This is a genomic window from Candidatus Nanobsidianus stetteri (assembly GCF_003086415.1).
Lineage (GTDB): Archaea > Nanobdellota > Nanobdellia > Nanobdellales > Nanobdellaceae > Nanobdella > Nanobdella stetteri_A.
In genome coordinates this window covers 1-25083 of sequence record NZ_QEFP02000007.1, presented here as the reverse complement: position 1 = coordinate 25083, position 25083 = coordinate 1, and the positions used below count along the sequence as shown (strand labels likewise).

The window sequence follows — 25083 nt, the reverse complement described above, 5'->3', positions numbered from 1 at the left end:
TTCATCTTCATCGGATATATGTCCGTGATTTCTTATTATGTAGCCAGGGGTTTCCCCCTCCGATTCCTCGGTGGCTTATCGGTAAGCAGACCTTCCTACGGCCACTTTTTTATATATTTCTTCTAATTATATAAATTATGCCCGACCAATTACCAATATTTACATATCTTGGATTATATAAGTTTGGAAAAGAGAAATCAAAAATAAGATTAAATAGAAATAAAATAATAATATTTATAATTGTTTTCGCGGCTTTAGTATATATTGCAAATATCTATATATCATGCCTAATTTAGAAGAAAATTTAGAATATAACAGAAGATATAAAGAGGTTTTACATATATTTAATGTTTCATTGAAAAATAATAAGGGATTGGAAACTGTTAGAAGCTTTATAAAAGCAGTTATTGAATATTATGACTATGCAATTGAATTATTTTTTAAGAAATTATATGAAAATAAAATGATTGATGAAATTCCAGATAGTCCAATTAAAAGGTATAAAAAAATAATTGAAATTACAAAGGATAAGGAACTTGAAGAATCTTTAAAGTATTATAAACTATTAAAGCTTGCTTTAAATTCTGATGCAAGGATAATAAATGAATATAGAAAAAGTATGGTTATAAAATTTAGGACATTAAGTGGAGAAGAATTTGAAATAAATATAAAGATACTAAAAGATATTGCAGAATCCGTTAAAAAATTTTCTACAATTATTAGTAAATATATATAATGGCAAAAGTATATACAATATCTTCTGGGAAAGGTGGAGTAGGAAAAACTTTCTTTTCTATAAATTTATCAAGAGCTCTCTCATTATTAAATTTTAAAACATTATTAATTGACTTTAATCTAACTACACCAAATGTATCAATAAATCTCGGATTGGGTAATGAAAATAACAATATACATAAATTTTTAAGGGGGGAAATTGACATAAATGACTGTATAAAGGAATATGAAGAAAATTTTTATATAATTCCTGGAAGTTTAGATATAAAAGATTTAATATACATTTCTACTGAAAAATTACATAATGGAATAATGAAAATATATGATGATTTTGATTATATTATTATAGATTCTGCTGCTGGAATTGGTAAGGAAGCTTTGGAAGCATTAAAAGCTTCTGAAGAGGTTATAATTATAACAAACTATGAAAAATCTGCAATGTTTGATTCTTATAGGGTTACGAAAGTATTAGATAACTTAGATATAAAAACCTTAGGGATTGTTTTAAATAAGATAAAGAAGGATATAGATTATGTAAATGCTGAAAAATTTTTTAAAAAGAAAATAATAGGGATAATTCATTATGATGAAAATGTACAAATTTCAATGAATAAAGGTGTACCTTTAATAGATTATAATATAAATTCTATAGCTTCTAGAGATATAATAAAAATTGCAGAAAAAATGACTGGAAAGGAATTAAAGGTTAGGAATAGCTTTATAGATAATATATTAAAAATATTTAAATGGAGATAGATTTCGAATTAGATAAAATATTCGAAACATTAGATAAAAAGAAATATAAAAAAATATTATTACAATTTCCGGATGGATTAAAACCATATTCAAAGGAAATATATGATAAAATAAAGGAAAAATATAAAGATATTGAAATATATATTTGGTTTGGATCAGATTTTGGTGGATGTGATATACCAATATATTTAGATAAATATGGATTTGATTTAATAATTCATTTTGGCCATTCGAAATTTTATAAATTAAAGTTAAATGAATAGCAACATATTTTTGATTCTATCAATTATTTTTCTATTTATTTCAATTATTTTATTATTTATATACTCATTATCAAATTCTTCTAATACAAAATTCGCCGGATTAATATTAATAGGTCCAATACCAATATTAATATCAAATTCTTACCAACTATCAATTATATTATTAATTATTTTATTGATTATTATTTTGATTATTCTTATTATCTTCTTCTATAAGGTAATTATATAATTCCTTTAAATTTTTAAATACCATTGTAGCACCGGCAGAAATTAATTCTCTCTTTTTATTTACACCACTAGTAACCCCTATTACATTTATTCCGGCCCTTTTTGCAGCAATAACACCATATATAGAATCTTCTATTGCCAATATTTCATTTGGTAATACAGAAAATCCTTTTAATATTTTAATATAGCCTTCTGGATCTGGTTTTGTCTGTTTTACATCATCAGAAGTTATTATAATATCAAATAAATTATATATATGTAAATATTTTAATATCTCTATTGTCAATCTTCTAGTATTTGAAGTAAAAATTGCCATTTTATATTTTTTATCCTTAAAATAATTTAATATTTGTTTTGCTCCCGGATTAAATTTTATCTTTTCCATATATTCATTTATTATTATATTTTCAAATTCTCTCTTTAAATCCTCAATTGGTATATTTAAATTATATTTATTCACTATATCATATATTATTTCCTCTGGAGACATTCCAAAATTGTCCAATGATCCATCTAACTTTATGTTATATTTTTCCAATATTTTTTTATGAACCTCATCATAAACTTTCAAGCTATTTATAAGTGTACCATCCAAATCTATTGCTACCCCTTTTAAATTGTAAAATATGACCATAATTATAATATTTTAAAGAAAAATATAAAATAATAAATATGATCAAAATAAGAGAACAGATAAAGGATATACTAATTAATAATTATATTAAAGAAGGAAAAGATCCATTTGATTCTATAATTGGACAAGAAAATGCAAAGAGACAAATCTTATCTTCATTAATTTCTGGGAGAAATATATTAATAATAGGACCTCCAGGTACTGGAAAAACAACTTTAGCAAAAAATATAGCAAAATTATTGCCTGAAATTGATTTTCCAGAAGGGATTCCTTTATGGGCATATGAAGAATTCCCTTTTGTCTCTGAAGAATATAGAAAAAAATGGAAGGAAGGTCCTTTTATAAAAATAAGGGGAGAAGATAGATTTATTAGAATACAAGGTTCTTATGATCTATCAGTAGAAGATTTAATTGGAGATATTTATCCTTCAAAAGCATTAAAATATGGGATACATTCTTTAGAATCTTTTATACCTGGAAAAATATTTAGAGCACATCATGGTGTATTATTTTTTGATGAAATAAATAGAGCACCTCCAAAGGTTCAAAATAGTTTATTAGAATTATTAGAAGAAAAGAAAATAACAATTGGAACATATGAATTTCAAATACCATTAGATATAATATTTATTGCTACAATGAATCCTGAAAGTTATTATGGAACTGAAAAAATATCTGATGTATTATTAGATAGATTTGATATAATAAATTTAGATTATCCAAAAGATATTGAAGAAGAGAAGAAGATTATATTAAAATATGGAAAAAGTTTGGATGTTAATTTTCCTGAAAAATTATTGGAATTGACAATTGAATTTATACAAAAATTAAGAAAAGATGATAAATTGGAAAGAAAACCATCTGTTAGATCTACAATTGGTATTTATGAAAAAGCACAAGCTTTGGCGATAATAGATAAGAAAGAAAGTGTTGAGATTCAACATATATTTGAATCCTTACTATCAATATTACCACATAGGATAAGATTAAAACCATCATATAAAATGGAAATAAATGAAGAAGAATATATAAAAAATCAATGGAATTCTTTTATAATAGGAAAAGACTTTCGGAGTTGATTCAGAAAATTTATTGAATAGACCTGGAGAATCTTTTAAATATAGTTCAAAAGATATTAAGAAAAATATAAATGAATTAATTGAAAAAATGATAAAAGAAGGATATCCAATATTTGATATAGATAAAATTATGGAAAATAGAGAAGAATATTCAGATATATTATCAAAATTAACTGAATATGATGAAAAAAGAATAAGAGAGGATAAAGATTATAGGTTTAATAAAGAATTTAGGAAATCTTTAAACAAAATAAAGGAAATATTGACTAGTGAAGGATATATAGATGAAAATGGAGAATTAACTGAAAAATCTTTAATGGAATATTCTAAATATTTAATAGGAAATATAGAAAAGGAAATTGAAGGAATATTTGAATATGGAAAATACTCATCATATTATATTGGAAATGATGAAGAATTTTATAAAAAATATTTTAGTATTGGGGATAAATATAATAAAATTGATATAAAAGAAACAATAAGAAATTATATAAAAAATAAAGATTTTGTAAGATTTATTATTAATGTTAATAGAGAAAACAAAGGTGGTAAATATATAATTCTATTAGATGTATCTGGAAGTATGATTGGAGAAAAAATATTTGAAGCAAAAAAGGCTTTAATATTATTAACATCAAAGATATTGGAAGATAATAACCTATTAGATATAATATTATTTAATGATAAAATTGTTAAAGAATATAATAATGTTAGAGGATTAAAAGATATAATAGATATATTAAGGATTATACCAAATGGAAGTACAGATATTGCTCTGGCATTTAATTATTTATTAAATAAAGGTGAAAATGGACATGTAATATTAATAACAGATGCTTTGCCAACAAAAGGAAAAAATCCAGTAGAAAGAACTTTAAGATTAGCTAAGGAATTAAGTCAATACTATTATATATCTATAATTGGGATACAATTAAATAATGAAGGAGAAAAAATTGCGAAAGAAATAGTAAAATATGGAAGGGGGAGATTATTCATCTCTAAAGATATAAAAGATTTGAAAAAACTATTATTATTAGAATATGAAATATCTAGACAACAGATGATAAAATAACTTCTTCTGGTTTGTTTTCTCCTATATATTTCTTATATTTTCCTGCTAATTTTTTTCTTGCTACATCTAAATAAAAGCTTATTCTATTTGTAAATTCTGGTTTATTATAATATATTGATAAAATAATGTTTTTATAATATACCTGTGCAGCTCTTGTATAAGGTCTTCCAAATGCATGTCTCATTCCTTGTGAAATTCTATCCGCACCTGCGCCATATACCAATGCATGTTCTCTTACAACATGATGTGGATATTTTCTTACAATAAATAGGAATTCTTTTACTTCACTTTCTAAGTATTTCAATATATTTGTTCTTACAGATTCTAAAGAATAATCCGATACCTGAACATTATGTAATGCAATTAGATGTCCGACATATTTCCATTGATCTTTTGGTATATTTGTTATCCCCATAATTTGCATCCTTAGCTTTGATACTGGAGCACCTGGGATTTTATTATACGATTTACTATATGAAAATCTTGTATAAGGTCTTTCAATTTCTTTGAATATTCTCCAGGGTCTCTTCGCCATTTTATATCATTTTCTTTAATAATATATTTATATCTTTTCCATAGTACCCATATGCTCCACCTTGATTATATGGAACCTTTATACCTCCTCTTGGATAACCCCCTGATGGAGGTTTTAGTCTAAATACCTTTTTTATTTTTGGTATTGAATCTAAATCTATTTCATTATTTAATAATTTTTCAACAAATGTATCAATATTCATATTTAACGTTTGTTTAATATAATCTTCTGTTAATCTTTTATTTCCTTCCAATCTTCCTCTCTTTAATAATAATTCCTTTAATGTTTCTTTATCTATTTCTCCCCATGCAACCCATGGCTCAACTTTTTTTATCATTCCTCTTATATCTTTTGTATCTTTCATTATTACTGCATAATTATTTCTTCTTAATCTTAACAAATATAATGTATCTTTTATTTCTTTATTTGCCTTAACAGTTCCTTTTATTCTTACAATAGCTAATAATCCCATTTTATACAAATCCAATCTTCAATCCAGAATATTTGGCATATTCTTCCTTAATTCTATATTCTACTGTTTTTCTTAATGCATTATAAATTGCCATTGCAAAGTTATATCTCCTCCTAGTCTGTCCAAAAGATTTCATCCATAGATCTTTTATACCTGCTAATCTAAATATCTTTTTCATTTCTTCAGGTGCTACCAATCCAACTCCTCTTGGAGCTGGTAATAATACAACTCTTACAGAACCATAAGATCCTTCAACTTTAAATGGTAAAGAATGTGGAGTCTTAAATGCACATTCCCATGATCCACAACCCCTAGCAATTGGTATAATATTTAATTTTGCATTTCTTAATGCCTTCTCCATACATAAAGCAATATCTGAAGATTTTCCAATTCCAACCCCAACATATCCATTTTCATTTCCAACAACAGCAACAGAAACCCATGATGTTTTATTACCTTCAGCAGTTTTTCTTTGAACCATCTTTACAAACTTTGGCCTCCTATATTTACCTTTAGATAATGATAATCTAATATATTCATATTTTAAATCTGGTATTAATGCGTCTACAATTTCTGGTTCTAATATTTTATAACCATTTTTAAATACTTGCTCAATTGAATTTATTTTTCCCTCTTTTACCAATTTACCAAGATTAGTTTTTGGATTCCAAGATTCTAAATTAAACTTTTGTGATCCTATTTTTTCTAAAGCCTCCTGTTCTTTTTTTACTTCTTCAACTTCTTTTTGTTCTTCTACCATTTTCTTTTAAATTTATATGACCATGCATAGGCCCTTATTTTGCTACTTCTTCCAAATCCACAGTGTGAACAATATCCCTTATCAGGATTATATGTTTTTCTACCACATCTTCTACATATAACATGATTTACTTTATTTGTACCACCCAATCTTGTCATTTAATGATAATATAAAGAAAATATTTTTAAAGTAAATAAAGGACTTAAAATAATCAATGAACATAGATATATCTATAATAATACCAACATTAAATGAAAAAGAAAATATTAATGAATTAGTAAAAAGAATAAGAGAAAGTTTAAATGATATAAAATATGAAATAATTTTTGTAGATGATGGATCAAATGATGGGACGATTGAAGAAATAGAAAAACTAAAAGAAAAATATAAAAATATAAAAATTGTTGAAAGAGGATATAGAAAAGGTTTATCTTCTGCCTTTATAGATGGGGTAAAACATTCCAATGGAAAATATATTGTATTAATGGATGCTGATCTTCAACATCCTCCAGAATTATTGAAAAAAATGTATGAAAAGGCTTTAGAAGGTTATGATCTGGTTATTGCATCAAGATATATTAAGGGAGGAAAAATAGATAATTGGAATATTATAAGGGAATTTATATCAAAAACAGCAATTTTTATTGCATATATTTTTTTACCAGAAACATTAAAAGTAAAGGATCCATTAAGTGGATATTTTTTAATAAAAAGAGATCTATTAAATAACTTTAAAGTTTCTGATCCATTTAGTTATAAGGTTCTATTAGATATATTAGTAAAAGTAAATTATAATAAATTAATAGAGATTCCTTATACTTTTAAAGAGAGAAAACATGGAAAATCTAAATTGGGTAAAAGGATAATTTTTTCATATTTAAAACAGGTTTTTTTATTATTTGATATTTTTCAATTTATAAAATTTTATTTGGTAGGATTATCCGGAATTGTTATTAACTTATTATCTTTATATTTATTAATATTTTATTTTCCTTTTTATATTTCCTCTTTCCTAGCAATTTTAATTTCAATTATATGGAATTTCATTTTAAATGATTTATTTGTATTTAAAATTAAAAAGAGAAAACTTTTAGAAAGATTTTTATTATTTTTTGGAGGAAGAGGTTTATTATCAAAACCTGTTCAATATTTATCTGCCTTATTATTTTATTATATATTTGGAATAAATTACTTGATATCACAACTTATTGCTATATTTATTGCTGCTATAATTAATTGGGTATTTACAAAAGGTATTGTATATGGAAAGTAAAATTTATAAATTTCAAAGTAGTAATATATAACCACCATTTTTATTTTTGCATAAAATGAGCTTTATATATACGCTTTTGAAATTTATAAATTTTATTTTTAATAAATTTTATAAATAGAATTTTTAAGATTTTCTTTATCCTAATAAAAAATATTTATAATATTAATAACCTATCAATAACTATTTTCAATCCTATTTTTTACTATTCTGTAGATATCTTCCAAATTATTGATCGAAATTTTGATTCTTTCCTTTGTATACCTATCTTGTAGTAAAACACTATTCTCCGATAATTCTTTCTTTCCAACAATTAATAAGAACCTTATATCTTTATCTACTGCATATTTTATTTGCTTATTAAAATCTCTTCTCATTAAATCAATATAACAGTTTAATCCAATTTCTCTCAATTTATTACATATATTCCATGCATCCTTAAATGTATCTTCAAAATATATTACACATATTTCTGTATATGTTTTTTTATCAATCTTAAATATTCCCAATTCTATTCCCGCATCAATTAATCTTTCTACCCCAATACTTCCTCCAACAGCAGGTATTTCTTCATTTGTAAATAATTTTAATAAATTATCATATCTTCCCCCTCCAGACAAAGATCCAATTTTTGGTTTTTCAACAATAGCTTCATATATCATACCTGTATAATAATCTAAACCTCTTACTAAAGATAAATTTATTTCTATTTTACTTTTATCATTTAATAGATCTAAAATGTTATTAAAGTAATTTATTTCTTTTGATATTTCCTCATATTTTGATAAATAATCAATTACTTCCTGGTTCTTTAATGATATTATTTCAACAATTTTATCAGATAATTCTCCAACAACATTATTTAATTCTCTCTTTACATTTTCTATTCCAATTTTATCTAACTTATCTATTATTGTATATACTTTCTTTATTTTTTCTTCATTTATATTTAAATTTTTTTCAAAAATAAATCTTAAGAATTCTCTATCATTTATTATAATCTTATAATTAGAAAAATTGAATTCCTTAAATATAAAATTTACAATATTTAATATCTCTGCATCAGATTCTGGATTTTTTGACCCTATTATATCAAAATCTGCCTGATAAAATTCCCTATACCTTCCCCTTTGTGGATTTTCATATCTATAAGATTTATCTATTACATATCTCTTAAATGGCAAAGCTGGTCTATGATTTGAAAAAAATCTTGCTAAAGGTACTGTTTGATCATATCTTAATGCATATTCTTTATCAGAATATGGTAATTTAAATCTCCATATTAATTTATTTTCTGCCTCTTCTCCATATTTCCCTTTTAATGTATCCCAATATTCTATTGTTGGAGTTTCTATTGGATCAAATCCAAATCTTTTAAATATTTCTTCTATTTTACTAAATATTTTATTTCTTAATATTTTTATTTCGGTGGGAAAATCTCTTAATCCTGATGGTAAATTATACATTATATTAAATTTAAAAATTGTTTAATAAAATATTTGGTTATCTATGGTCGCTCACAGGAAAAGAAAATATAGGAAATACCTTGGACAAAGATATGCTAGAAGAGGGTATAATGATAGAAATAGAGGTAAGGGTAATAAGGGTGGTTCAGGTTTCTCTGGATGGAGGTTTAAGAAACAGAAATATATTAAGTTAATTAAAGAATATCCGGAAAGATTTGAGGATAAAAAAGGATTTACAAGTATTAAATATAATATTGAAAAGTCCATAATTAATTTAGGAGATATAGAAGAATATTTCGATTATTTATTATCTGAGGGGATAATAAAAAATGATGGGGAATATTATGTAATAGATTTAGATGAAATAGGCGTTGATAAATTATTGGGTGCTGGAAAAATTAGCAAGAAAATGAAAATATATGTAAGAGAAGCATCAGAAGGGGCAATAGAAAAGGTTAAAAACATTGGTGGAGAGGTAATAATTAAATAATGGATCTATCATTACAAAAGAAATTAGCATCTGAAATCCTTGGTGTTGGAAAAGATAGAATATGGATAGATCCAAATAAAATACAGGATGTATCTAAAGCTTTAAGCAGATCTGATGTTTTAGATTTAATTGATAAAGGAATAATAAGAGTAAAACAAGTTAGAGGTCAATCTAGAACATGGGCAAATTATATTAAAGAACAGAAGAAAAAAGGAAGGAGAAGAGGGTCAGGATCTAGAAAAGGAGGTAGAAAAGCTAGATTGGACAAGAAAGAAAGCTGGATTAAAAGAATAAGGGCAATAAGGAATTTATTAAGAGAATTAAAAGAGAAGAGCATAATTGATAAAAAGTTATATAGAGATTTATATAAAAGAGCTAAAAGTAATGAGTTTAAGAGCAAAAGAGCTATTTTAATTTATCTTAAGGATTTAGGAATATTAAAGAATGAAAAAGAGGTTTTAAATAAATAGTTTATAAAATTTTTTATTTAAAGTTTATAATCATTTCACCTATATATTCTTTATGGCAACACCATCTCAATTAAGAGCAGAAATAGAAGCTGCATTCAAAAAGGGTGTATCAAAGGATGAAGTAGATAAAGTAGCACAACAAATAGCAAATAAATTAGGAAAGAAACCAGCAGTTGTAAAAGCATTAATTACAAGATACGTAAATAAAGGGATGATAAAGGAACAAGGTGGAAAATATGTTTGGGCTGGACAATAAAATTTTTTCTTAATTTATATTTTATAAAAATATTAGGTTTAATAAGAAAATTACATAAAATTTGATAAAAATCTAGAACATAAATTTAGTATCTGTAATAGATTAATAAAAATTTTATTTACAAATCAGCAATCAAAATATTTAAAATCTTAATAATTTTCTAAATGAATAGTTTTATGATAAATTATTGGCATAAAGTTTTAGCATATTTATCAATTGGTCCAAATTAATTGAAATGACTTGCAATTTATTTAAATCGAGAACAAAACCATAAAAACATTCGATAACATCTAGAGTCTCCAAGTAATATCTTATATTATTTTCTATTAAGGACTTTACCTCTTTATATGGATAAGAATAACCTTCTTATTAGTTCACTTATTTTTGTGATAAATGGCACCCCTAAATTCGATAGAAAAAAAGCACAGACAATAATAGCAATCAATAGAGATGAAAAAATTCCAATTTTTGATACGTTTTTTGCTGAGCCATAAGCTATAAGTATAGAACTTATTGTAAAAATCCAAAATCCTATTCCAGCAAAGCTAACTAAGCTTACCTCGCTAGAAGTTGATAAATAATACAAAAAAGATAATGCAGAAATAATTAAAAATAACGAACCCGTAAAAATAATAGAATTTTTAGCAAGTAACAATCCAAAAATTACAATTATAAAACCTAAAACAATAATAATAAGAAGAGCTATTAGAAGATAATTTACAGTTATAACATAAGAAGTTACAATATTATTCGATAAACTTTTCACCTGAATTTTTAATATATATTCTTGAAACATGTTAACCCATGTAATGTCTATAGGGTATCCATATAAAGAGATAGAAATCCAGGGAAGAAAGAGTGAGAAAAGAGATAAAAATAGTCCTAATAAAACTGTTCCATCTATACTTTCTGAACCAAATATTGATTTAAAGAATTTTTTTATTGATAGAAATTTAAAGGACCTTCCTTTTTTAGGAAATTTCTTTGAAGATTTATCATATAAATTAATTTTTTTCATTTTTTCTATCTTATCTAAAACTTTTAAAAATTTTTCTCTTTCTTCTTTTTCTTTTATTTCAAAACTTTCAAAATATTGCATTGTCCAAATAGAATCTGGATGACCGCCCTCCTTTCTCCATTCTTCATAAAGTTTTTCTTTTAAAATACGATCTCTAGTTCTTTCTATTGCACTCCAAGTTATTACTAATTTGGGTTCTACATGTTTTTCACAAAACCATTCTTTACAATAAGGACATTGTTCAAGTTTCTTTTCAGAAGAATCATTATATCTTACTTTACATTCTGGACAGATGCCGAATTTTATATTTTCATTAGAATTTTCCATAAAAGTTTATTTCAAAGAATTTTTTAAAATCTTATGATTTATAAGAATTTTATTTCAAACTCTTAAGAAAAATTACCAATATCTGACATTTAATACTTATTATCTTTTTATTAAATTTTTTCATTGTTCCAAAATTTAGACTACTTTAATTCTCTATATTTTAAATTGCTCCAGTATCAAGAATAATTGTCATCACTTAATCTAAAATCTTTTTATAATCAATGATTTATCTTATTAATTCATAATCTTTGATCGATATCAAATATCTAACTTCTATTTTATTATAAAATTACTAAAAGGGTAATTAGCTAAAATTTTTTATGTTTTTGAATACTTTACAAGATTTACAATTAAAAATTATAATTTGCCCCCACCGGGATTTGAACCCGGGTCTCGGGGATGAGGACCCCGTATCCTGGACCGGACTAGACGATGGGGGCTATGGGTTATTTAATATATATTCAGAATTTTGAGTTATAACTATTATATTTGTTCCATTATCATAGCATATTATATTCTCTTCTAAACAGATATTATAATATGTTTGATTTATGGTGGAAGAATAATTTGGATATAATAATAATTTAACATAAAAATCTTCTGCAATATATTTACCAATATTTGGTTGATAATAGAAATTGTTTTGTAAATTTGAAATAAAGTATAATGTTATAAATAATATTAAAACTAAATATAATAGAATAAATTGAGATCTCATTTCCAATATATATCTACATAATCTACTGAGCCATTAATAATATAAAATGTTTCAATTCCCTGTTCTGCTTCACTTAAATTTATATTATTAAATGCAACCTGCCCATTTATTTCAACATAATAATATGGTAAAATATTTGTAACAATTTGATATAAACTATTATTTAGTTGTTGTGTATTGTTTAAATCCATATAATTTATTGATATCAATGATGCATATAGATCTTCTTTATTATATCCTCTAATATAGAAACTACTATAATATGTTGAAGTTAAAATAAAATATAAAACAATTATTACAACTACTAATTCAATAAATATTGATATACTAAAAGATCTCATTGAACTAATACACTAACTAAGAATAATGAGCCATCATAATAACAAACCCTATTAAATTCTATATAATTATTTTGCATATTTGTTATATTATCATTACTAAAAATATACTCTTGGCTAGTATTACTTAAGTTTTCATATATTATTTCATATGGAAAACTTGCTAAATTATCCATTATACTTGGATCAAAATTATTTGATGTCAAATTACAAATATTATTAGTATATTGCTCTGTAATTTCTTTAATTAAAACTCTCCCATCCATAAATTGATTATATATAATTTGATATTTTTCATTAATATTATAAATATAAGAAACTTTCTCCATTAATAATAAAGTAATAAAAAATATTACTAGGACAATTACAAATAATTCAAAAAACCTATCTAGCATATATTATATGTTTTATAAATATTTTTATATATAGATGTCTAAATGGATTCAAAACTGGTATCATTATTAAGGGAGAATAAAAAAATTGTTACTGTATCATCTATTAATTTACCTATATCAAGAAAAGATTCTGAAATGGTTGGGAGATTTATTAAATATCTAACAATACCATATGCAAAAAAATATTTAGAAATGGTTATTGAAAAAAAGATTGCAGTTCCATATTATAGATATCACAAAAAGCAAGCACACCATAAAAATGTAATGGGAAAAGTTCCATATGGAAGATATCCAGTTAAGGTTTCAAAATATTTTATTAAATTATTAAATTCTTTAGAAAATAATGCAAAAAATATGGGTTTAGATCCCAATAAAGTTGTAATTGTTTCTGTTAATGTTTCTAAGGGAAATAAGTTTCCTGGAAGATTGAGAGTTGTAAAGATAAAAACAGGTCCTAGTGGAATAAGAAGAGCATTAATAACTGTTCATAAGAAAACATCACACATTAAAATATATGGATTGTATTTAGAATCATTAGATACTTCCAAGAAACTAAAAAGAAAAGGCTTAAAACAAATTGTTAAACAAATATTAGAAGAATGGCGTCAAAAAATATAGAGGAACTTTTAAGAGAACAAAAAATACAGGCAATATTAGATAAAACTTTAAAAGAAAGATTTAAAGGTAAATTAATTAGTAAAGTTGAATATTTCAAGGTTTCAATGGGTACAAAAGTTATTATATATTGTGCAAGACCAAGATTAGTTCTAGGAAGAGCAAATGAAAATTTAGATGAAATTAAGAAAATTGTAGAAAATATTGCAAATGTTAAGGATCCAAATATAGAAGTTATCGGAGTAGAAAATCCATTATTAGATTCTGAAATTGTTGCAGATTTAATTGCATCTCAAATAGAAAGATATGGAAATAGAGCAATAAGGAGAATTATGCAAAGAGTAATGGAACAAGTAATGCAGGCTGGGGCTTTAGGTATTGAAGTAAGGGTTACTGGAAAAATAATTGGAGATAGATCATCTACAATAAGAGAACAGAAAGGATATATTAAAAAATCGGGAGAATTAAATAAAATAATTGGAAAAAGTATAAGACATGCAAAATTACCTTCTGGAGTAATTGGAGTTCAGGTTAGAATATTAAAACCAACAGATAAATTACCTGATAGAATAAATATAAAGGATCTATCAGAAATAAAACCTGAAGAATTAGAAAAAATAGATCCTTCTCTATTAGAAAAATTAGCTAAACAAGGACAATAATTATTTTAATCTATCAATAAATATTTTTATAATATCTTTTGAATTCAATATCCCTAAAGTTCCCTTTATACATTTTCTTTCAGAGAAATTTTTTACAAAACCATATCTTGAATATTTTGAATATATCATAACTGGTACAGGATCTGAAATATGCCTTCCTTTAATTGATGATGTAGAATGATCTCCAGTAATTAATATTGCATCAAAATATTCCTTTATTCTTTTTATTAAATATTTATCAATTTCTTCAATTATTTTTTTCTTTTTAAATGGATTTTTTAAGTGAGATAATATGTCTGGAGCCCTTATATGAATAAATATTATATCATATTTATTCCTATTTGCTATTGCATATTCTGAAAATGAAAATAAATTCTCATTACTTTTTCCAGTAGTTCCCAAAGGTTTTTCATAATCAATTTTCAAATATTTTGCAATTGATAAATGAATGGGACTTGAAGATAAATATAATGCTTTTACTTTGTATTTTTTTTCAAATAAATCTTTTTTATTTAAACCTTTATATATTGCTTTGTTTTTTATCTTATATTTCTTTAATTTTTCAATTATTTCCTTATCATAATTATCAAAAATCAAAATGTAATTATTATCTTTATATTTTATTATATCGTATATATCTTTTATTTTTGGATCTTCTTTTGATTCTATTTCAACTAAAAACTGGTTTTCTTTTAATTCTTTATATACCAATGCTTTAAATATTAATTCATTATACTTAAAATCATAACCTAATAATGATAAATTTGCTTCAATACATTTTGGAATGTATCCTCTTTCTTTTATATATAATAATCCACATTCTGAATATCTTACCAATTTATCAATATTTTGTTTTTTAGCATCTTCCAAAGGTGTTTTATATCTTAACTCTTTAATTAAATTATCACCTAATCCATCTAATATAATAAATACCCCCTTATCCATATTATTTAAATTATTAAAATTTCTAAATATAATTATTAAGCGGCGGTGCCCGAGCGGACAAAGGGGCTGGGCTCAAGACCCAGTGGAGTAGATCCGTCAGGGGTTCAAATCCCCTCCGCCGCATAATTGCTTTTTCAATTATTCCAAAAAACAAATTTATATAAAAATAAATATTAAGAAATTTAATAATTGGGCCCGTAGTCTAGTCGTAGGATGTCGGCCTTGCAAGCCGGAGATCCCGGGTTCAAATCCCGGCGGGTCCACCTTTATTTTTAAAAATTATAAAAAATTAAGCAATTATACATTCAGACCATCCACAATCAATACATACAACACAACCAGCTTCATGTTTTAACCTTGTAGATCCACATACAGGACATTTTTCAACTTTATTATTTCCATTTTCTTCAACTTTTAATGTATTATTTATGTTTACATTCAATTTTACTTTTGGTACTTCAACATTGTTATTTAATTCATAATACCAGTTTGGTAACTTTATTCCATATTGATTTAATATTTCAATTGTTTTATTATTTATTTTACCTTCTCTAATTAATCTAAAGTAATCCATAAATCTCGCTTTACTTGCTTCTGAAGGAGCTACATATACTTGTGAAGATTTTGATCCATCTCTATATATTGTAATTCCTTTACATCCCATCTTATATGCTAATAAATATGAATAATATACATCATCTGGCTGAACCCAATTTGGCATATTTATTGTCTTTGATATTGATGTAGTTATCCACATTTGGGAAACTGCTTGCGCTCTTATATGATCCCACCATGGTATATCTAATGCAGTTAAGAATATTGCTTTCAAATCATCTGGTATCTCTTTTATTCCCAATAAACTTCCACCATTATCAGATATTTTCTTTAATATATCATTATTATATAATCCTCTTTCCCTTAATTGTCTTTCCAATTCTTGATCTACATAATAATATACACCAGCAGTTACTCTTTTTTCATATACTAAAGAATATTGTGGTTCAATACCTGAAGATGTATCTGCTATCATTGATATAGAACCTGTAGGAGCAACCGATGTAACTTCAACATTTCTTATTCCATATTTTATTATTTGTTCTTTCAAATATTCCCAATCCAATGTCCATAATTCTCTATGATAATATCCTTCTACAGGTAACTCTCCGTCTTTATATGTTGTTTGATCATATCTATCAAATTTACCCCTTGTTTTTGCTCTTTCAACAGATTCTAACATTGAATAATATGTTAAATATTCTGATATTTTCATTAATAATTTATAGGCCTCTTCCGATGTATATGGAATTCCCAGTGCATAGAATAAATCTGCCAACCCCATAAATCCAAGACCAACCCTTCTTACAGATTTTGAAGCTATCTCAATTTCCTTTATTGGATATTTATTTACATCTATTACATTATCTAAGAATCTATAAGCCCATTTAATTGTTTCAATATATTTATTCCAATTAAATTCTGCTTTTCCATCTTTAAATTCAACCAAAGCATATAAATTAATTGATCCTAAATTACATGATTCATATGGATATAGAGGCTGTTCTCCGCAAGGGTTAGTAGCTCTAATTGGTCCTCTATATTTATATTGAACATTTCTTCTATTTATATTATCCATAAATAAACATCCTGGATCTCCTTTTTCCCATGCAACATATGCTGCTTCTTGTAATATTGTTTCAGGATTTACATATCCTGTAATTGCCTCTTTTGGTACTTTATTTATATCAAAATTTGGATCGCCTGGGAAAGGTAAATTATATTTCCTCAATAATCTTGGATTAATTAATGGATACTCTTTTTTATTTTCAAAATGTTCCCAAAATGATGGATCATACATTACAGATATGTTAAAGTTTTCTAATATACCATCTTTTTCCTTTAAATGTATAAATTTAAATATTTCAGGATGCCAGGATTCCAAAATTCCCATATTTGCTCCTCTTCTCTTTCCTCCTTGTTTTACTACATCTGTAACTGTATCTATAATTTTCATAAATGAAACCGGACCTGAAGCAACACCTCCAGTAGATGCGACAACATCACCTTCAGGTCTTAATTTTGAATAATTTATTCCAATTCCACCTCCAGATTTAAATATTAAAGCTGCTTCTGTTGCTGATTTCATTATAGATTCCATATCGTCATCAATATCTAATACAAAACATGCAGATAATTGTCCTAAAGGAGCACCTGCGTTAAATAATGTTGGAGAATTTGGCATAAATCTTTTACTTACCATTAAATCATAATATTGATAAAAGTTTTCGTAATATTTGTCAAATTCTCCTTTTTCTAACATATTTATAAATTCTGACCATAAAACCTTCATATGACCTCTTTCATTTAAATAATCATACAAATATTTCATTCTTTCTAAATGATATCTATTCCATCTAAATTTAGGATCTTTTATTGGTAATCCATATTTATTTTCGTTTTTTACAAAATCAAATTCCTCTTTTGGATGTACCTTTTGTTTTCCATCTTTATCATATATTCTTTCATCATATAATATATCAGGTATTACAATTAATGCTGCAACCCTTTCAAACATTTGCTTTGGACCTTCTATTAGTTCTTTATTTTCATTTCTTAATAAATATCTATTTACCATTAATCTAATTGAATTAACAGAAAATCTTTTTGCAACTTCTTCTTCATAGAATTTTCCCAATAAATTTTTCTTTTCTTCTCTTATTTTTTCTTTTTCTTTCCTATAAGAAATATATGCTTTAGCAACATCATATAAATCAAATTTCAACAAAGATAATTCAACAATATCTTGAATTTCTTCAACAGTTGGATATTTTATATCATCATATTTTTCCTCTAATACTCTTATTATATAATCAACAACTTTCTCTAATTTTTCTTTATCATATTGACCAACAGCTTTCATTGCTCTCTCCACAGCATATTTTATTCTTTCTGGATCAAAGTCAACAATTCTTCCATCTCTTTTAATAACTTTTTTTATTTTATAATTTTTTTGTCCTAAAACAACTTCTTTTTCTTTTTTTTCTTGAGAAAAACTATTTATAAATCCCATATCACTCATTTAAATTTTTTATAAAAAATTTTAAAATTCTTTTCTATGATGAATTTAAAAATGACAGTTATAAATATTTATTTCATTGATAATCAATAAATATTCTTTATAAATATATTGTCCCAGTGCTATTTCTTTTATTTTTCCCTTCTTACTAGCTAAATACTTATTTTTACTTTATTTTTGTCTTTTTATCATATATTTCAACCAATTTTACTTCCCTGGCAACATTTAAAATTTTTGCTTTATTTATTATATCCTCCAAACCTCCTGTTTCATGCATATGCCCATGTATATTTAAAATAACCTTATCATTATTTTGAATAAATTTTCTCAATGCATAACTACCAGAAATATCTAAAGAAGATATAGAACCCTTTGGTGGGATATGGGTCAATAAAATAATATATTTATCATTAATTTTTTTCTTTAATTCATTTAAAAATTCTTCAAATTCTTTTTCATCAATTACATTTAATAATACATCCGCTCCTCCAAATCCAACCAATACAAAATTATCCTTTATTATATATCTTTTATCTAAATTTCTTATTTTATATATTTTTTCTAATAATTCTATATCTTCAGATGTTTCATGGTTTCCTGGTATTATTAAAATTTTATTTGGATTTATATATTCTGTTAATTTTTTTATCAATCCTTTTTCTATTTCTCCAAATTCAGATATATCTCCTAAAATTACTATATAATCTGGTCTTTCCTTTTTATATAATTCTATTATTTTATATATCATTCCGAAATCATTATGTATATCGGATGAAACTATTAGCTTCATAATATATTTATATATACCATTCCTTTTTATTTTTTATATATGATATTAAAAATTCTTTTAGTTCATTATAATCATAAAAAATATTCATATTATTATAATTTTTAATAAATTCATTAAGAATTTTTTCCTCTTTTTCTTTAAATAAATCTTTCTTAGAAAAATACAATATTATTTCTTTATTAAATATCTTTTTTATATTATTTAATAAATTTATTTGTTCTTTAATACTATATCCACATGTTTCTGTTAAATCAAAAACATATATAATCAAATTTGCAAGATAATTTAATGCTAATATAGATTTTTTCTCAATTTCATTCATTTCTTCTATGGATCTATCTAAAATTCCTGGTGTATCAATTACCTGTATATCAAAATATGGTGTTTTAATATATCCTACCATTAAATCTTTTGTTGTAAATGGATATGGTTCAATCTTAACATTAGATCCTGTTAAATTTTTTAATAATGTACTTTTTCCAACATTTGGTAAACCTGAAATAACAACTGTAGGTAAATTTTTAATATTTGGAATTTTTCTTCTTCTATTTAAATAAATATTATAATATTTAAATATTATCCAATTTCTTCTTAATATACTAGATATTCTCCCATAAAATTCTCTTCTATATCTTTCTATTAATTTTTTATCTTTTGTTAACTTTATATCATTCTTATACTTTAAATAAATTTGCTTTATTATTTTTCTTATATACTTTATCCTTTCTTTCAATTTTTTTATATTTATATCCGTAAATAATAATTTATATAATTCTTTATAGAATTTGTTCTCAGGTAAAATTATATCATTATATATTTTTTCTAATTTATCATCAATATATTGATATATTGTTTGTAATTTTACTATATTTCTTTCTTTTATATCATAAAATTGATTACCACTATTTTTTGCTCTCTTAAATGCGGATGATAATAATTCTTCAACAAATTTATATTTCATAAAAATTTATATTATAAAAAATTAAAAAAATTATTCTAAATTAATTTTCTTTCCTTCATAGCCTGGCTTTTTTCCTATTTCAATCCTTAATACTCCATTTTCATATTTTGCCTTTATAGAATTCTCATCTGCATCTTCTGGTAATGGAATTATCCTTTTATATCCCGAAAATACTCTTTCAGATAATATATAATTCTCATCCTTTTCCTCTTTTTCAACTTTTTTAGATGCTACAATTTTTAGATGATGATCTACTAAAGTAACATTTATATCCTTCTTATCAACACCTGGTAGATCTATTTCTATCAAATATTTATCGCCTTTATCTATTACATCTGCTGCAGGTACTTCATATTCAAAGTTAAATCTTAATCCTTTTCTGGCTCTATTGAATATTTTTCTCAATAATTTCATCTGTCTAGCGAATTCTTTCCTGATTTCTTCATATATGTCATTAAAGTCGTCTGTATCCATAATATTATTATTTCTTTAATGATTTATAAGATAATAAAGATGCATAATCAACAACATTCTTTTCATCTTTATTTATTTCAGAAGATAAAATATGATTTATTAGTTCTATTTTTCCCTTATATAATTTTGTATATTCTATAAAGAATAAGAAAGGATATTTTCCACAAAATATTTTACTATCTATTTCCAATTTATATAATTTTTCAGAATCTAAATTTAATATATATTCTATTATTTTTTCAGATTCTTTTTTTACATTTTCAGATATTTTTTCTTTATATATAATATTTCCATAAAATTCTCCATGATGATATAAATTTCCAGTAGATATTAATACTATTTTTCTATTTAATTCTCTAGATAATTCTTTTAATAATTTAACAAAATCTTTTATCATTTCTAATTCAACATCTTTTACAATTATTGGGACAATCTTTACTTTATCTTTAAATAAATATCTTAATATGGGTAATTGAACTTCAATTGAATATTCATATCTAGGTAATATTGGATTTTCATACGAATCATAATTATTTAATATTTTTCTGGCAAATTCAACATCTGTTTTAATTATACCAAAAGGTGTATACCAATCATCAATTATCAAATTTATCTTCTGACCAACATTATAATGATTTGGACCAATAATTATTATTGTATCAAAATCAAAATTTTCATATAATTCTTTATATAATTTTATAGAAACTGGTAAAAGGTATTCATAACTTGCATGTGGAACAATTCCAGAAATTATATTTTTTTCCTTTTTTATGTTTTTTGGAATATACCCAGGTCCATATCTTTTATCCATAAAGTATTGTTCGATTTGAGAGAGTAAATCAGAAGAATCAAATGAATAGAAACCCTTTGCTTTCATAAATTGCATAATTTTATTTTGAAATTATAATTTATTAATTTTTTTAATATTTTTATTCTTATGATTGCTGGATTAGAAATACATCAACAAATTGATACAAAAGAAAAACTATTTTGTAATTGTCCTACAAATTTAAGTGATAAATATGATTATAGAATTGAAAGAAAATTGAGAGCAACATTAAGTGAAACTGGAAAAAAGGATATTGCTGCTGAATATGAGACAATGAAGGATAAAAAATATATATATGAATATTCTAAAGATTATTCTTGCCTAGTTGAACTTGATGAAGAACCACCACATTTAATTAATATTGAAGCATTAAAATTTGGAATACTAATTTCAACATTTTTTAATATGTATATTCCAAAGGTTTTACAAGTTATGAGAAAAATTGTTGTAGATGGATCAAATACTTCAGGTTTTCAAAGAACATTATTATTATCATTAAATGGAGAATTAAAATATAAAGATAAAAAAATAAGTATAGGAACAATTTGTATTGAAGAAGACGCTGCAAGAAAAATTGAAGAAGGAGAAGATTATATAATTTATAGATTAGATAGGTTGGGAATACCATTAATAGAAATATCTACAGGTCCAGATTTAATGGATCCAAAAGAAGTAAAAGAGGTAGCTGAATATATTGGATTAATATTAAGATTGACTGGGAAAGTAAAAAGAGGATTGGGAACTATTAGACAAGATTTAAATATATCAATAGAAGGAGGAGAGAAAATTGAAATAAAGGGTGTACAGAATTTAAAAATAATAGATAAAGTTTGTGAACTAGAAGTAAAAAGACAAGAAAGAATGTTAGAATGGAAAAGGATTATGAATGAAAAGGGTATTGAAGGATATGAACTAATAGAATAGATTTATATTTTTTAATAGATCATAATTCTTAATGAAAACTCAATTTGGAACAATTCTTGTAGAAATTATATTATTTATAGTTGCAGGTATTGCTGCTTATATATTTGTTTCTACTGCATATAATAATTTAAATGGAATAAGTAATGCCGCAATTGCGAATTCTCAATCATTAGAAAATCAATTAAATACCTATATTACATTAGATTCTTGTGCTTATAATAGTACTACAAATTTATTATATTTCTATGTAACAAATAGAGGAAGTGTTGTACTAAATCAAAATTTAACATTATTATTTATCAATGGGGAATTAATAAATAATACAAAAATTTATATTGCAAATAGTTATACTGGCACCTCTGCATGGGGTCCTTATGATACAATTGCAATTGTTGCAAATATTTCTGTAACAACAAACTTTTATCAAGTAAGAATTGTAGCATCTACTGGAGCATATACAGAGAATACAATATATGTTAATACAACATCAGGTACATGTACAATAGAATGAGATCTGATCTAGGATCAATTATTGGAGCAATTATTGGATTTGTTATTTTTATTGTTTCTTCATCAGTTCTATATTTAATTTTAAATAATTATTATAAAAACTTTTATTATACAGCAAATTCAATAGATAATCAAATAAAAAATATTATTGGAGAAAATATAGAATTTTTAAATAATCAAACAAACTATTCAAACCCTTATTTGATTATATATAATAATGGAAACAAAGCATTGGATTTATCTTGTTTTCAATTATATATTAATGGTTATTTTTCTCCATTTAATTATTCTATAAATTATTTATATCCATCAAATCTATTATTACCAGGAGAAAATGCAACAATATATTTTGGTAATAATTATTTAGTAAATAATTCATGGAATTATATAATATTGGTATCCTGTTATGGGGTTAAGTTTCAAACTTTAATATACGCTAATTAATTAATATAATATGAGATTACAATCTGAAACATTTATAGCATTAATATTATTAATAGCAGGTGCTCTTGCTACTGTTATAATATACAATATAATATCTCCAAATTTAAATATAATAAACCCATCTGGACAGGAAATTTCAAGATCTTTAGAATTAAATTTCCAATTATTAGATTATTTTATAGCAAATAATACATTATATGCATATGTAAAACCTTCAGAACCTGTTAATTATTCTCAAGTATTTGCAATTGTAAATAATAGATTGGTTAATGTTTATCCTTATAATCCAAATGGATCAATTGTAAATCCATATAATAATGGTTTATTAATTATTGTTGCAAATTTATCTCAAATTCCCCCAGATCAAAATGGAAATTATAAATTAGAAGTTGGATTGGGGGATGATATACTTGGAATATTTGATATAAAATATATTTCTAATACATTAATTAATTATTTTCAACCACCAATCACCTTTAATATATCAACATCTACTTCAAATACTTCATCAAACTCTACATCAAGTACCCCAACCACCCCAACCTGTCAATTATCATATTTACCTTTAGTAATATATAATACTCAATCTATTTCAACTCCTTCCCCATTTCAACAAGATATAGCAATATGTAATGGAAGTATAAATATTGGTAATAGTTTTGCATATATAAATAATGCAACGTTATTTAATTGTATAAATCCAAATGGTCAAAATGTATACTTTACTATAACTTATAACAGTAATCCAAACATATATTCATGGTATGAAGGTCAATTGATTAATGGAAGTACTTATTGTGATGTATGGTGGATAAATTTAACAAAAGGTATCCCTGCTAATTCAAATATAACTATTTATATGAATATAGGACCAAATAGCACTAATTACTATTCTCAATATTATCCATATGTTGGTGCACCTATACAAGTTTTAGGTACTTCTCAATATGATAATGGACAAAAAGTATTTAATTATTATCAAAACTTTGGAAATCTAAGTTCATTACCTTCACCATGGACTTATGTATATAATAATCAAAATAGTGTTTCTTTTTCTACAAATTATACAATTATCCCATATTCATCTTCTGGTAATGAAGGTATTACTACAACAGTAAACTTTAATATACAAAATAATATATTACAAATTTATGCTTCTGTTCCAACTACAAGCGGTACAAGTTGGGATTATATAAGTTTAGGTGTAGGTGCAGCAAATAATAAAAATACATACTTCATTGGTGGCGGAGGTGGGCTTATAGCTGGTGGTAATAATAATGGTGCTGCATTTACATATCCCAATTCAGGAAATACTGGTAAATTTAATTTATACGTAGGGACTTCTAATGTAGGAAGTACAACATATAATTATGCTCCAACAATATATGAAATTGGATTTTCTAGTAGTTATACATATTTCTTAGTAAATTATACTCAAATATTGAGTACTACAACAATACCTGGCTCATTTAGTTTACCAATAACAATAGGACAACAAAACTCGGGTAATAATATATACTTATATTGGGTTTTATTAAGATCATTACCACCTAATGATGTAATGCCTTCAATTT

At 24.4% G+C, this 25083-nt stretch carries 33 protein-coding genes and 3 tRNA genes; 19 read left to right on the top strand and 17 right to left on the bottom strand.

Going from position 1 to position 25083, the window contains the following annotated elements; translation table 11 throughout:
* Positions 1-137: 137 nt before the first annotated feature.
* The 5 genes from DDW03_RS01575 to DDW03_RS02800 are packed head-to-tail and all read left to right on the top strand — an operon-like array spanning position 138 to position 1983.
* Positions 138-296 carry a hypothetical protein gene (locus DDW03_RS01575; protein ID WP_228615314.1) on the top strand — a complete coding sequence of 53 codons (159 nt, stop codon included), beginning with the start codon at positions 138-140 and terminating at the stop codon, positions 294-296.
* Positions 284-736, top strand: coding sequence for a hypothetical protein (locus tag DDW03_RS01570; RefSeq protein WP_228615313.1), 453 nt, complete (start codon positions 284-286; stop codon positions 734-736). Before DDW03_RS01575 ends, DDW03_RS01570 begins: the two co-directional genes overlap by 13 nt.
* Positions 736-1491 (top strand): MinD/ParA family ATP-binding protein, encoded by a 756-nt coding sequence (locus tag DDW03_RS01565; protein ID WP_228615312.1) that lies wholly within the window; start codon positions 736-738, stop codon positions 1489-1491. Before DDW03_RS01570 ends, DDW03_RS01565 begins: the two co-directional genes overlap by 1 nt.
* Positions 1482-1754 (top strand): diphthamide synthesis protein, encoded by a 273-nt coding sequence (locus DDW03_RS01560; RefSeq protein ID WP_228615311.1) that lies wholly within the window; start codon positions 1482-1484, stop codon positions 1752-1754. The genes DDW03_RS01565 and DDW03_RS01560 overlap by 10 nt, the downstream gene beginning before the upstream one ends.
* The gene (locus tag DDW03_RS02800) at positions 1747-1983 is read left to right on the top strand and encodes a TIGR00304 family membrane protein (RefSeq protein ID WP_420887680.1); all 237 of its coding nucleotides are present in this window, start codon (positions 1747-1749) and stop codon (positions 1981-1983) included. The genes DDW03_RS01560 and DDW03_RS02800 overlap by 8 nt, the downstream gene beginning before the upstream one ends.
* Here DDW03_RS02800 and DDW03_RS01555 read toward each other — a convergent pair.
* A complete protein-coding gene (locus tag DDW03_RS01555) occupies positions 1927-2616 on the bottom strand; it encodes an HAD family hydrolase (RefSeq protein WP_228615310.1) in 690 nt (229 codons plus the stop codon). The two genes, DDW03_RS02800 and DDW03_RS01555, sit on opposite strands and share 57 nt — an antisense overlap.
* Before the next feature lie 38 nt (positions 2617-2654).
* On the opposite strand from DDW03_RS01555, the gene DDW03_RS01550 reads away from it, so the two are divergent.
* Both DDW03_RS01550 and DDW03_RS01545 read left to right on the top strand, forming a co-directional pair.
* A complete protein-coding gene (locus DDW03_RS01550) occupies positions 2655-3695 on the top strand; it encodes an AAA family ATPase (RefSeq protein ID WP_228615309.1) in 1041 nt (346 codons plus the stop codon).
* 13 nt (positions 3696-3708) lie between these two features.
* Positions 3709-4767 carry a vWA domain-containing protein gene (locus DDW03_RS01545; protein ID WP_228615308.1) on the top strand — a complete coding sequence of 353 codons (1059 nt, stop codon included), beginning with the start codon at positions 3709-3711 and terminating at the stop codon, positions 4765-4767.
* Here the strand turns inward: DDW03_RS01545 and DDW03_RS01540 are convergent.
* From DDW03_RS01540 to rpl37e, 4 genes are read right to left on the bottom strand one after another with little or no spacing between them, the layout of a single operon-like run.
* The gene (locus DDW03_RS01540; protein ID WP_228615307.1) at positions 4745-5302 is read right to left on the bottom strand and encodes a 50S ribosomal protein L16; all 558 of its coding nucleotides are present in this window, start codon (positions 5300-5302) and stop codon (positions 4745-4747) included. The two genes, DDW03_RS01545 and DDW03_RS01540, sit on opposite strands and share 23 nt — an antisense overlap.
* A 1-nt stretch (position 5303) precedes the next feature.
* Positions 5304-5774, bottom strand: coding sequence for a 50S ribosomal protein L30 (locus tag DDW03_RS01535; RefSeq protein WP_228615325.1), 471 nt, complete (start codon positions 5772-5774; stop codon positions 5304-5306).
* 1 nt (position 5775) lies between these two features.
* On the bottom strand, positions 5776-6534 hold the full coding sequence (locus tag DDW03_RS01530; RefSeq protein WP_228615306.1) for a 30S ribosomal protein S5: 759 nt from the start codon (positions 6532-6534) through the stop codon (positions 5776-5778).
* Positions 6528-6692 (bottom strand): hypothetical protein, encoded by a 165-nt coding sequence (rpl37e, locus tag DDW03_RS01525; RefSeq protein WP_228615305.1) that lies wholly within the window; start codon positions 6690-6692, stop codon positions 6528-6530. The genes DDW03_RS01530 and rpl37e overlap by 7 nt, the downstream gene beginning before the upstream one ends.
* A gap of 56 nt (positions 6693-6748) precedes the next feature.
* Here rpl37e and DDW03_RS01520 point away from each other — a divergent pair, with 56 nt between their 5' ends.
* A complete protein-coding gene (locus DDW03_RS01520; RefSeq protein ID WP_228615304.1) occupies positions 6749-7807 on the top strand; it encodes a glycosyltransferase in 1059 nt (352 codons plus the stop codon).
* A 173-nt stretch (positions 7808-7980) separates the two neighbouring features.
* Here the strand turns inward: DDW03_RS01520 and hisS are convergent, their stop codons facing one another.
* Entirely contained in the window at positions 7981-9270 is a 1290-nt protein-coding gene (hisS, locus tag DDW03_RS01515; RefSeq protein ID WP_228615303.1) for a histidine--tRNA ligase, read from the bottom strand.
* Positions 9271-9313: 43 nt separating this feature from the next.
* On the opposite strand from hisS, the gene DDW03_RS01510 reads away from it, so the two are divergent.
* Genes DDW03_RS01510 through DDW03_RS01500 form a run of 3 tightly spaced genes read left to right on the top strand, consistent with a single transcriptional unit; the run spans position 9314 to position 10486 of the window.
* The gene (locus DDW03_RS01510; RefSeq protein WP_228615302.1) at positions 9314-9760 is read left to right on the top strand and encodes an uL15m family ribosomal protein; all 447 of its coding nucleotides are present in this window, start codon (positions 9314-9316) and stop codon (positions 9758-9760) included.
* Complete coding sequence (locus DDW03_RS01505; RefSeq protein ID WP_228615301.1) at positions 9760-10230, top strand: 50S ribosomal protein L19e; 471 nt, start codon at positions 9760-9762, stop codon at positions 10228-10230. Before DDW03_RS01510 ends, DDW03_RS01505 begins: the two co-directional genes overlap by 1 nt.
* A 52-nt stretch (positions 10231-10282) precedes the next feature.
* On the top strand, positions 10283-10486 hold the full coding sequence (locus DDW03_RS01500) for a hypothetical protein (protein WP_228615300.1): 204 nt from the start codon (positions 10283-10285) through the stop codon (positions 10484-10486).
* 343 nt (positions 10487-10829) lie between these two features.
* Here DDW03_RS01500 and DDW03_RS01495 read toward each other — a convergent pair whose 3' ends face one another.
* The 5 genes from DDW03_RS01495 to DDW03_RS01475 form a co-directional block, all read right to left on the bottom strand.
* Positions 10830-11831 carry a hypothetical protein gene (locus tag DDW03_RS01495; RefSeq protein WP_228615299.1) on the bottom strand — a complete coding sequence of 334 codons (1002 nt, stop codon included), beginning with the start codon at positions 11829-11831 and terminating at the stop codon, positions 10830-10832.
* Positions 11832-12196: 365 nt separating this feature from the next.
* Positions 12197-12271 (bottom strand) — tRNA-Glu (locus tag DDW03_RS01490).
* Positions 12271-12549 carry a hypothetical protein gene (locus DDW03_RS01485; RefSeq protein ID WP_228615298.1) on the bottom strand — a complete coding sequence of 93 codons (279 nt, stop codon included), beginning with the start codon at positions 12547-12549 and terminating at the stop codon, positions 12271-12273. The genes DDW03_RS01490 and DDW03_RS01485 overlap by 1 nt, the downstream gene beginning before the upstream one ends.
* On the bottom strand, positions 12546-12890 hold the full coding sequence (locus DDW03_RS01480) for a hypothetical protein (RefSeq protein ID WP_228615297.1): 345 nt from the start codon (positions 12888-12890) through the stop codon (positions 12546-12548). Before DDW03_RS01480 ends, DDW03_RS01485 begins: the two co-directional genes overlap by 4 nt.
* Positions 12887-13282 (bottom strand): hypothetical protein, encoded by a 396-nt coding sequence (locus DDW03_RS01475; protein ID WP_228615296.1) that lies wholly within the window; start codon positions 13280-13282, stop codon positions 12887-12889. The genes DDW03_RS01480 and DDW03_RS01475 overlap by 4 nt, the downstream gene beginning before the upstream one ends.
* A gap of 42 nt (positions 13283-13324) precedes the next feature.
* Between DDW03_RS01475 and rplV the strand changes: the two genes are divergently transcribed.
* A complete protein-coding gene (rplV, locus tag DDW03_RS01470; protein WP_228615295.1) occupies positions 13325-13900 on the top strand; it encodes a 50S ribosomal protein L22 in 576 nt (191 codons plus the stop codon).
* On the top strand, positions 13882-14559 hold the full coding sequence (locus DDW03_RS01465; RefSeq protein ID WP_228615294.1) for a 30S ribosomal protein S3: 678 nt from the start codon (positions 13882-13884) through the stop codon (positions 14557-14559). Before rplV ends, DDW03_RS01465 begins: the two co-directional genes overlap by 19 nt.
* On the opposite strand, the gene DDW03_RS01460 is transcribed toward DDW03_RS01465, so the two are convergent.
* A complete protein-coding gene (locus DDW03_RS01460; RefSeq protein ID WP_228615293.1) occupies positions 14560-15504 on the bottom strand; it encodes an alkaline phosphatase family protein in 945 nt (314 codons plus the stop codon). It abuts the gene before it with no gap.
* Between the two features lie 39 nt (positions 15505-15543).
* Here DDW03_RS01460 and DDW03_RS01455 point away from each other — a divergent pair.
* Positions 15544-15627: transfer RNA gene (locus DDW03_RS01455), tRNA-Leu, on the top strand.
* A gap of 68 nt (positions 15628-15695) precedes the next feature.
* Positions 15696-15767 (top strand) — tRNA-Ala (locus tag DDW03_RS01450).
* A 26-nt stretch (positions 15768-15793) separates the two neighbouring features.
* Here DDW03_RS01450 and DDW03_RS01445 read toward each other — a convergent pair.
* The 5 genes from DDW03_RS01445 to amrB all read right to left on the bottom strand — a co-directional run bounded on the left by DDW03_RS01445 (position 15794) and on the right by amrB (position 21688).
* On the bottom strand, positions 15794-18580 hold the full coding sequence (locus tag DDW03_RS01445; protein ID WP_228615292.1) for an adenosylcobalamin-dependent ribonucleoside-diphosphate reductase: 2787 nt from the start codon (positions 18578-18580) through the stop codon (positions 15794-15796).
* A 163-nt stretch (positions 18581-18743) separates the two neighbouring features.
* Entirely contained in the window at positions 18744-19367 is a 624-nt protein-coding gene (locus tag DDW03_RS01440; RefSeq protein WP_228615291.1) for a metallophosphoesterase family protein, read from the bottom strand.
* A gap of 7 nt (positions 19368-19374) precedes the next feature.
* On the bottom strand, positions 19375-20328 hold the full coding sequence (locus DDW03_RS01435; RefSeq protein WP_228615290.1) for a GTPase: 954 nt from the start codon (positions 20326-20328) through the stop codon (positions 19375-19377).
* Positions 20329-20358: 30 nt separating this feature from the next.
* A complete protein-coding gene (locus tag DDW03_RS01430) occupies positions 20359-20802 on the bottom strand; it encodes an Hsp20/alpha crystallin family protein (RefSeq protein WP_228615289.1) in 444 nt (147 codons plus the stop codon).
* Between the two features lie 7 nt (positions 20803-20809).
* Positions 20810-21688, bottom strand: a complete 879-nt coding sequence (gene amrB, locus DDW03_RS01425) for an AmmeMemoRadiSam system protein B (protein ID WP_228615288.1) — start codon at positions 21686-21688, stop codon at positions 20810-20812.
* Positions 21689-21739: 51 nt separating this feature from the next.
* Between amrB and gatE the strand changes: the two genes are divergently transcribed.
* The 4 genes from gatE to DDW03_RS01405 all read left to right on the top strand — a co-directional run.
* Positions 21740-22555, top strand: coding sequence for a Glu-tRNA(Gln) amidotransferase subunit GatE (gene gatE / locus DDW03_RS01420; RefSeq protein WP_228615287.1), 816 nt, complete (start codon positions 21740-21742; stop codon positions 22553-22555).
* Positions 22556-22586: 31 nt separating this feature from the next.
* Positions 22587-23066, top strand: coding sequence for a hypothetical protein (locus tag DDW03_RS01415; protein WP_228615286.1), 480 nt, complete (start codon positions 22587-22589; stop codon positions 23064-23066).
* Entirely contained in the window at positions 23051-23509 is a 459-nt protein-coding gene (locus tag DDW03_RS01410; RefSeq protein ID WP_228615285.1) for a hypothetical protein, read from the top strand. Before DDW03_RS01415 ends, DDW03_RS01410 begins: the two co-directional genes overlap by 16 nt.
* Before the next feature lie 10 nt (positions 23510-23519).
* Positions 23520-25083: hypothetical protein (locus DDW03_RS01405; protein ID WP_228615284.1), on the top strand; the 1564-nt coding region annotated here is incomplete at its 3' end.

Excerpts from the sequence above, each read along its gene's own strand:
- DDW03_RS01495 (WP_228615299.1), bottom strand. The coding sequence starts at position 11,831 with ATGGAAAATTCTAATGAAAATATAAAATTCGGCATCTGTCCAGAATGT.
- DDW03_RS01485 (WP_228615298.1), bottom strand. The coding sequence starts at position 12,549 with ATGAGATCTCAATTTATTCTATTATATTTAGTTTTAATATTATTTATA.
- DDW03_RS01520 (WP_228615304.1), top strand. The coding sequence starts at position 6,749 with ATGAACATAGATATATCTATAATAATACCAACATTAAATGAAAAAGAA.
- DDW03_RS01440 (WP_228615291.1), bottom strand. The coding sequence starts at position 19,367 with ATGAAGCTAATAGTTTCATCCGATATACATAATGATTTCGGAATGATA.
- DDW03_RS01570 (WP_228615313.1), top strand. The coding sequence starts at position 284 with ATGCCTAATTTAGAAGAAAATTTAGAATATAACAGAAGATATAAAGAG.
- DDW03_RS01410 (WP_228615285.1), top strand. The coding sequence starts at position 23,051 with ATGTACAATAGAATGAGATCTGATCTAGGATCAATTATTGGAGCAATT.
- hisS (WP_228615303.1), bottom strand. The coding sequence starts at position 9,270 with ATGTATAATTTACCATCAGGATTAAGAGATTTTCCCACCGAAATAAAA.
- DDW03_RS01510 (WP_228615302.1), top strand. The coding sequence starts at position 9,314 with ATGGTCGCTCACAGGAAAAGAAAATATAGGAAATACCTTGGACAAAGA.
- DDW03_RS01435 (WP_228615290.1), bottom strand. The coding sequence starts at position 20,328 with ATGAAATATAAATTTGTTGAAGAATTATTATCATCCGCATTTAAGAGA.
- DDW03_RS01530 (WP_228615306.1), bottom strand. The coding sequence starts at position 6,534 with ATGGTAGAAGAACAAAAAGAAGTTGAAGAAGTAAAAAAAGAACAGGAG.
- DDW03_RS01575 (WP_228615314.1), top strand. The coding sequence starts at position 138 with ATGCCCGACCAATTACCAATATTTACATATCTTGGATTATATAAGTTT.
- DDW03_RS01555 (WP_228615310.1), bottom strand. The coding sequence starts at position 2,616 with ATGGTCATATTTTACAATTTAAAAGGGGTAGCAATAGATTTGGATGGT.
- rplV (WP_228615295.1), top strand. The coding sequence starts at position 13,325 with ATGGATTCAAAACTGGTATCATTATTAAGGGAGAATAAAAAAATTGTT.
- DDW03_RS01415 (WP_228615286.1), top strand. The coding sequence starts at position 22,587 with ATGAAAACTCAATTTGGAACAATTCTTGTAGAAATTATATTATTTATA.
- DDW03_RS01560 (WP_228615311.1), top strand. The coding sequence starts at position 1,482 with ATGGAGATAGATTTCGAATTAGATAAAATATTCGAAACATTAGATAAA.
- amrB (WP_228615288.1), bottom strand. The coding sequence starts at position 21,688 with ATGCAATTTATGAAAGCAAAGGGTTTCTATTCATTTGATTCTTCTGAT.
- DDW03_RS01550 (WP_228615309.1), top strand. The coding sequence starts at position 2,655 with ATGATCAAAATAAGAGAACAGATAAAGGATATACTAATTAATAATTAT.
- DDW03_RS01465 (WP_228615294.1), top strand. The coding sequence starts at position 13,882 with ATGGCGTCAAAAAATATAGAGGAACTTTTAAGAGAACAAAAAATACAG.
- DDW03_RS01565 (WP_228615312.1), top strand. The coding sequence starts at position 736 with ATGGCAAAAGTATATACAATATCTTCTGGGAAAGGTGGAGTAGGAAAA.
- DDW03_RS02800 (WP_420887680.1), top strand. The coding sequence starts at position 1,747 with ATGAATAGCAACATATTTTTGATTCTATCAATTATTTTTCTATTTATT.
- DDW03_RS01460 (WP_228615293.1), bottom strand. The coding sequence starts at position 15,504 with ATGGATAAGGGGGTATTTATTATATTAGATGGATTAGGTGATAATTTA.
- DDW03_RS01480 (WP_228615297.1), bottom strand. The coding sequence starts at position 12,890 with ATGAGATCTTTTAGTATATCAATATTTATTGAATTAGTAGTTGTAATA.
- DDW03_RS01430 (WP_228615289.1), bottom strand. The coding sequence starts at position 20,802 with ATGGATACAGACGACTTTAATGACATATATGAAGAAATCAGGAAAGAA.
- rpl37e (WP_228615305.1), bottom strand. The coding sequence starts at position 6,692 with ATGACAAGATTGGGTGGTACAAATAAAGTAAATCATGTTATATGTAGA.
- DDW03_RS01445 (WP_228615292.1), bottom strand. The coding sequence starts at position 18,580 with ATGAGTGATATGGGATTTATAAATAGTTTTTCTCAAGAAAAAAAAGAA.
- DDW03_RS01540 (WP_228615307.1), bottom strand. The coding sequence starts at position 5,302 with ATGGCGAAGAGACCCTGGAGAATATTCAAAGAAATTGAAAGACCTTAT.
- DDW03_RS01535 (WP_228615325.1), bottom strand. The coding sequence starts at position 5,774 with ATGGGATTATTAGCTATTGTAAGAATAAAAGGAACTGTTAAGGCAAAT.
- DDW03_RS01500 (WP_228615300.1), top strand. The coding sequence starts at position 10,283 with ATGGCAACACCATCTCAATTAAGAGCAGAAATAGAAGCTGCATTCAAA.
- DDW03_RS01475 (WP_228615296.1), bottom strand. The coding sequence starts at position 13,282 with ATGCTAGATAGGTTTTTTGAATTATTTGTAATTGTCCTAGTAATATTT.
- gatE (WP_228615287.1), top strand. The coding sequence starts at position 21,740 with ATGATTGCTGGATTAGAAATACATCAACAAATTGATACAAAAGAAAAA.
- DDW03_RS01505 (WP_228615301.1), top strand. The coding sequence starts at position 9,760 with ATGGATCTATCATTACAAAAGAAATTAGCATCTGAAATCCTTGGTGTT.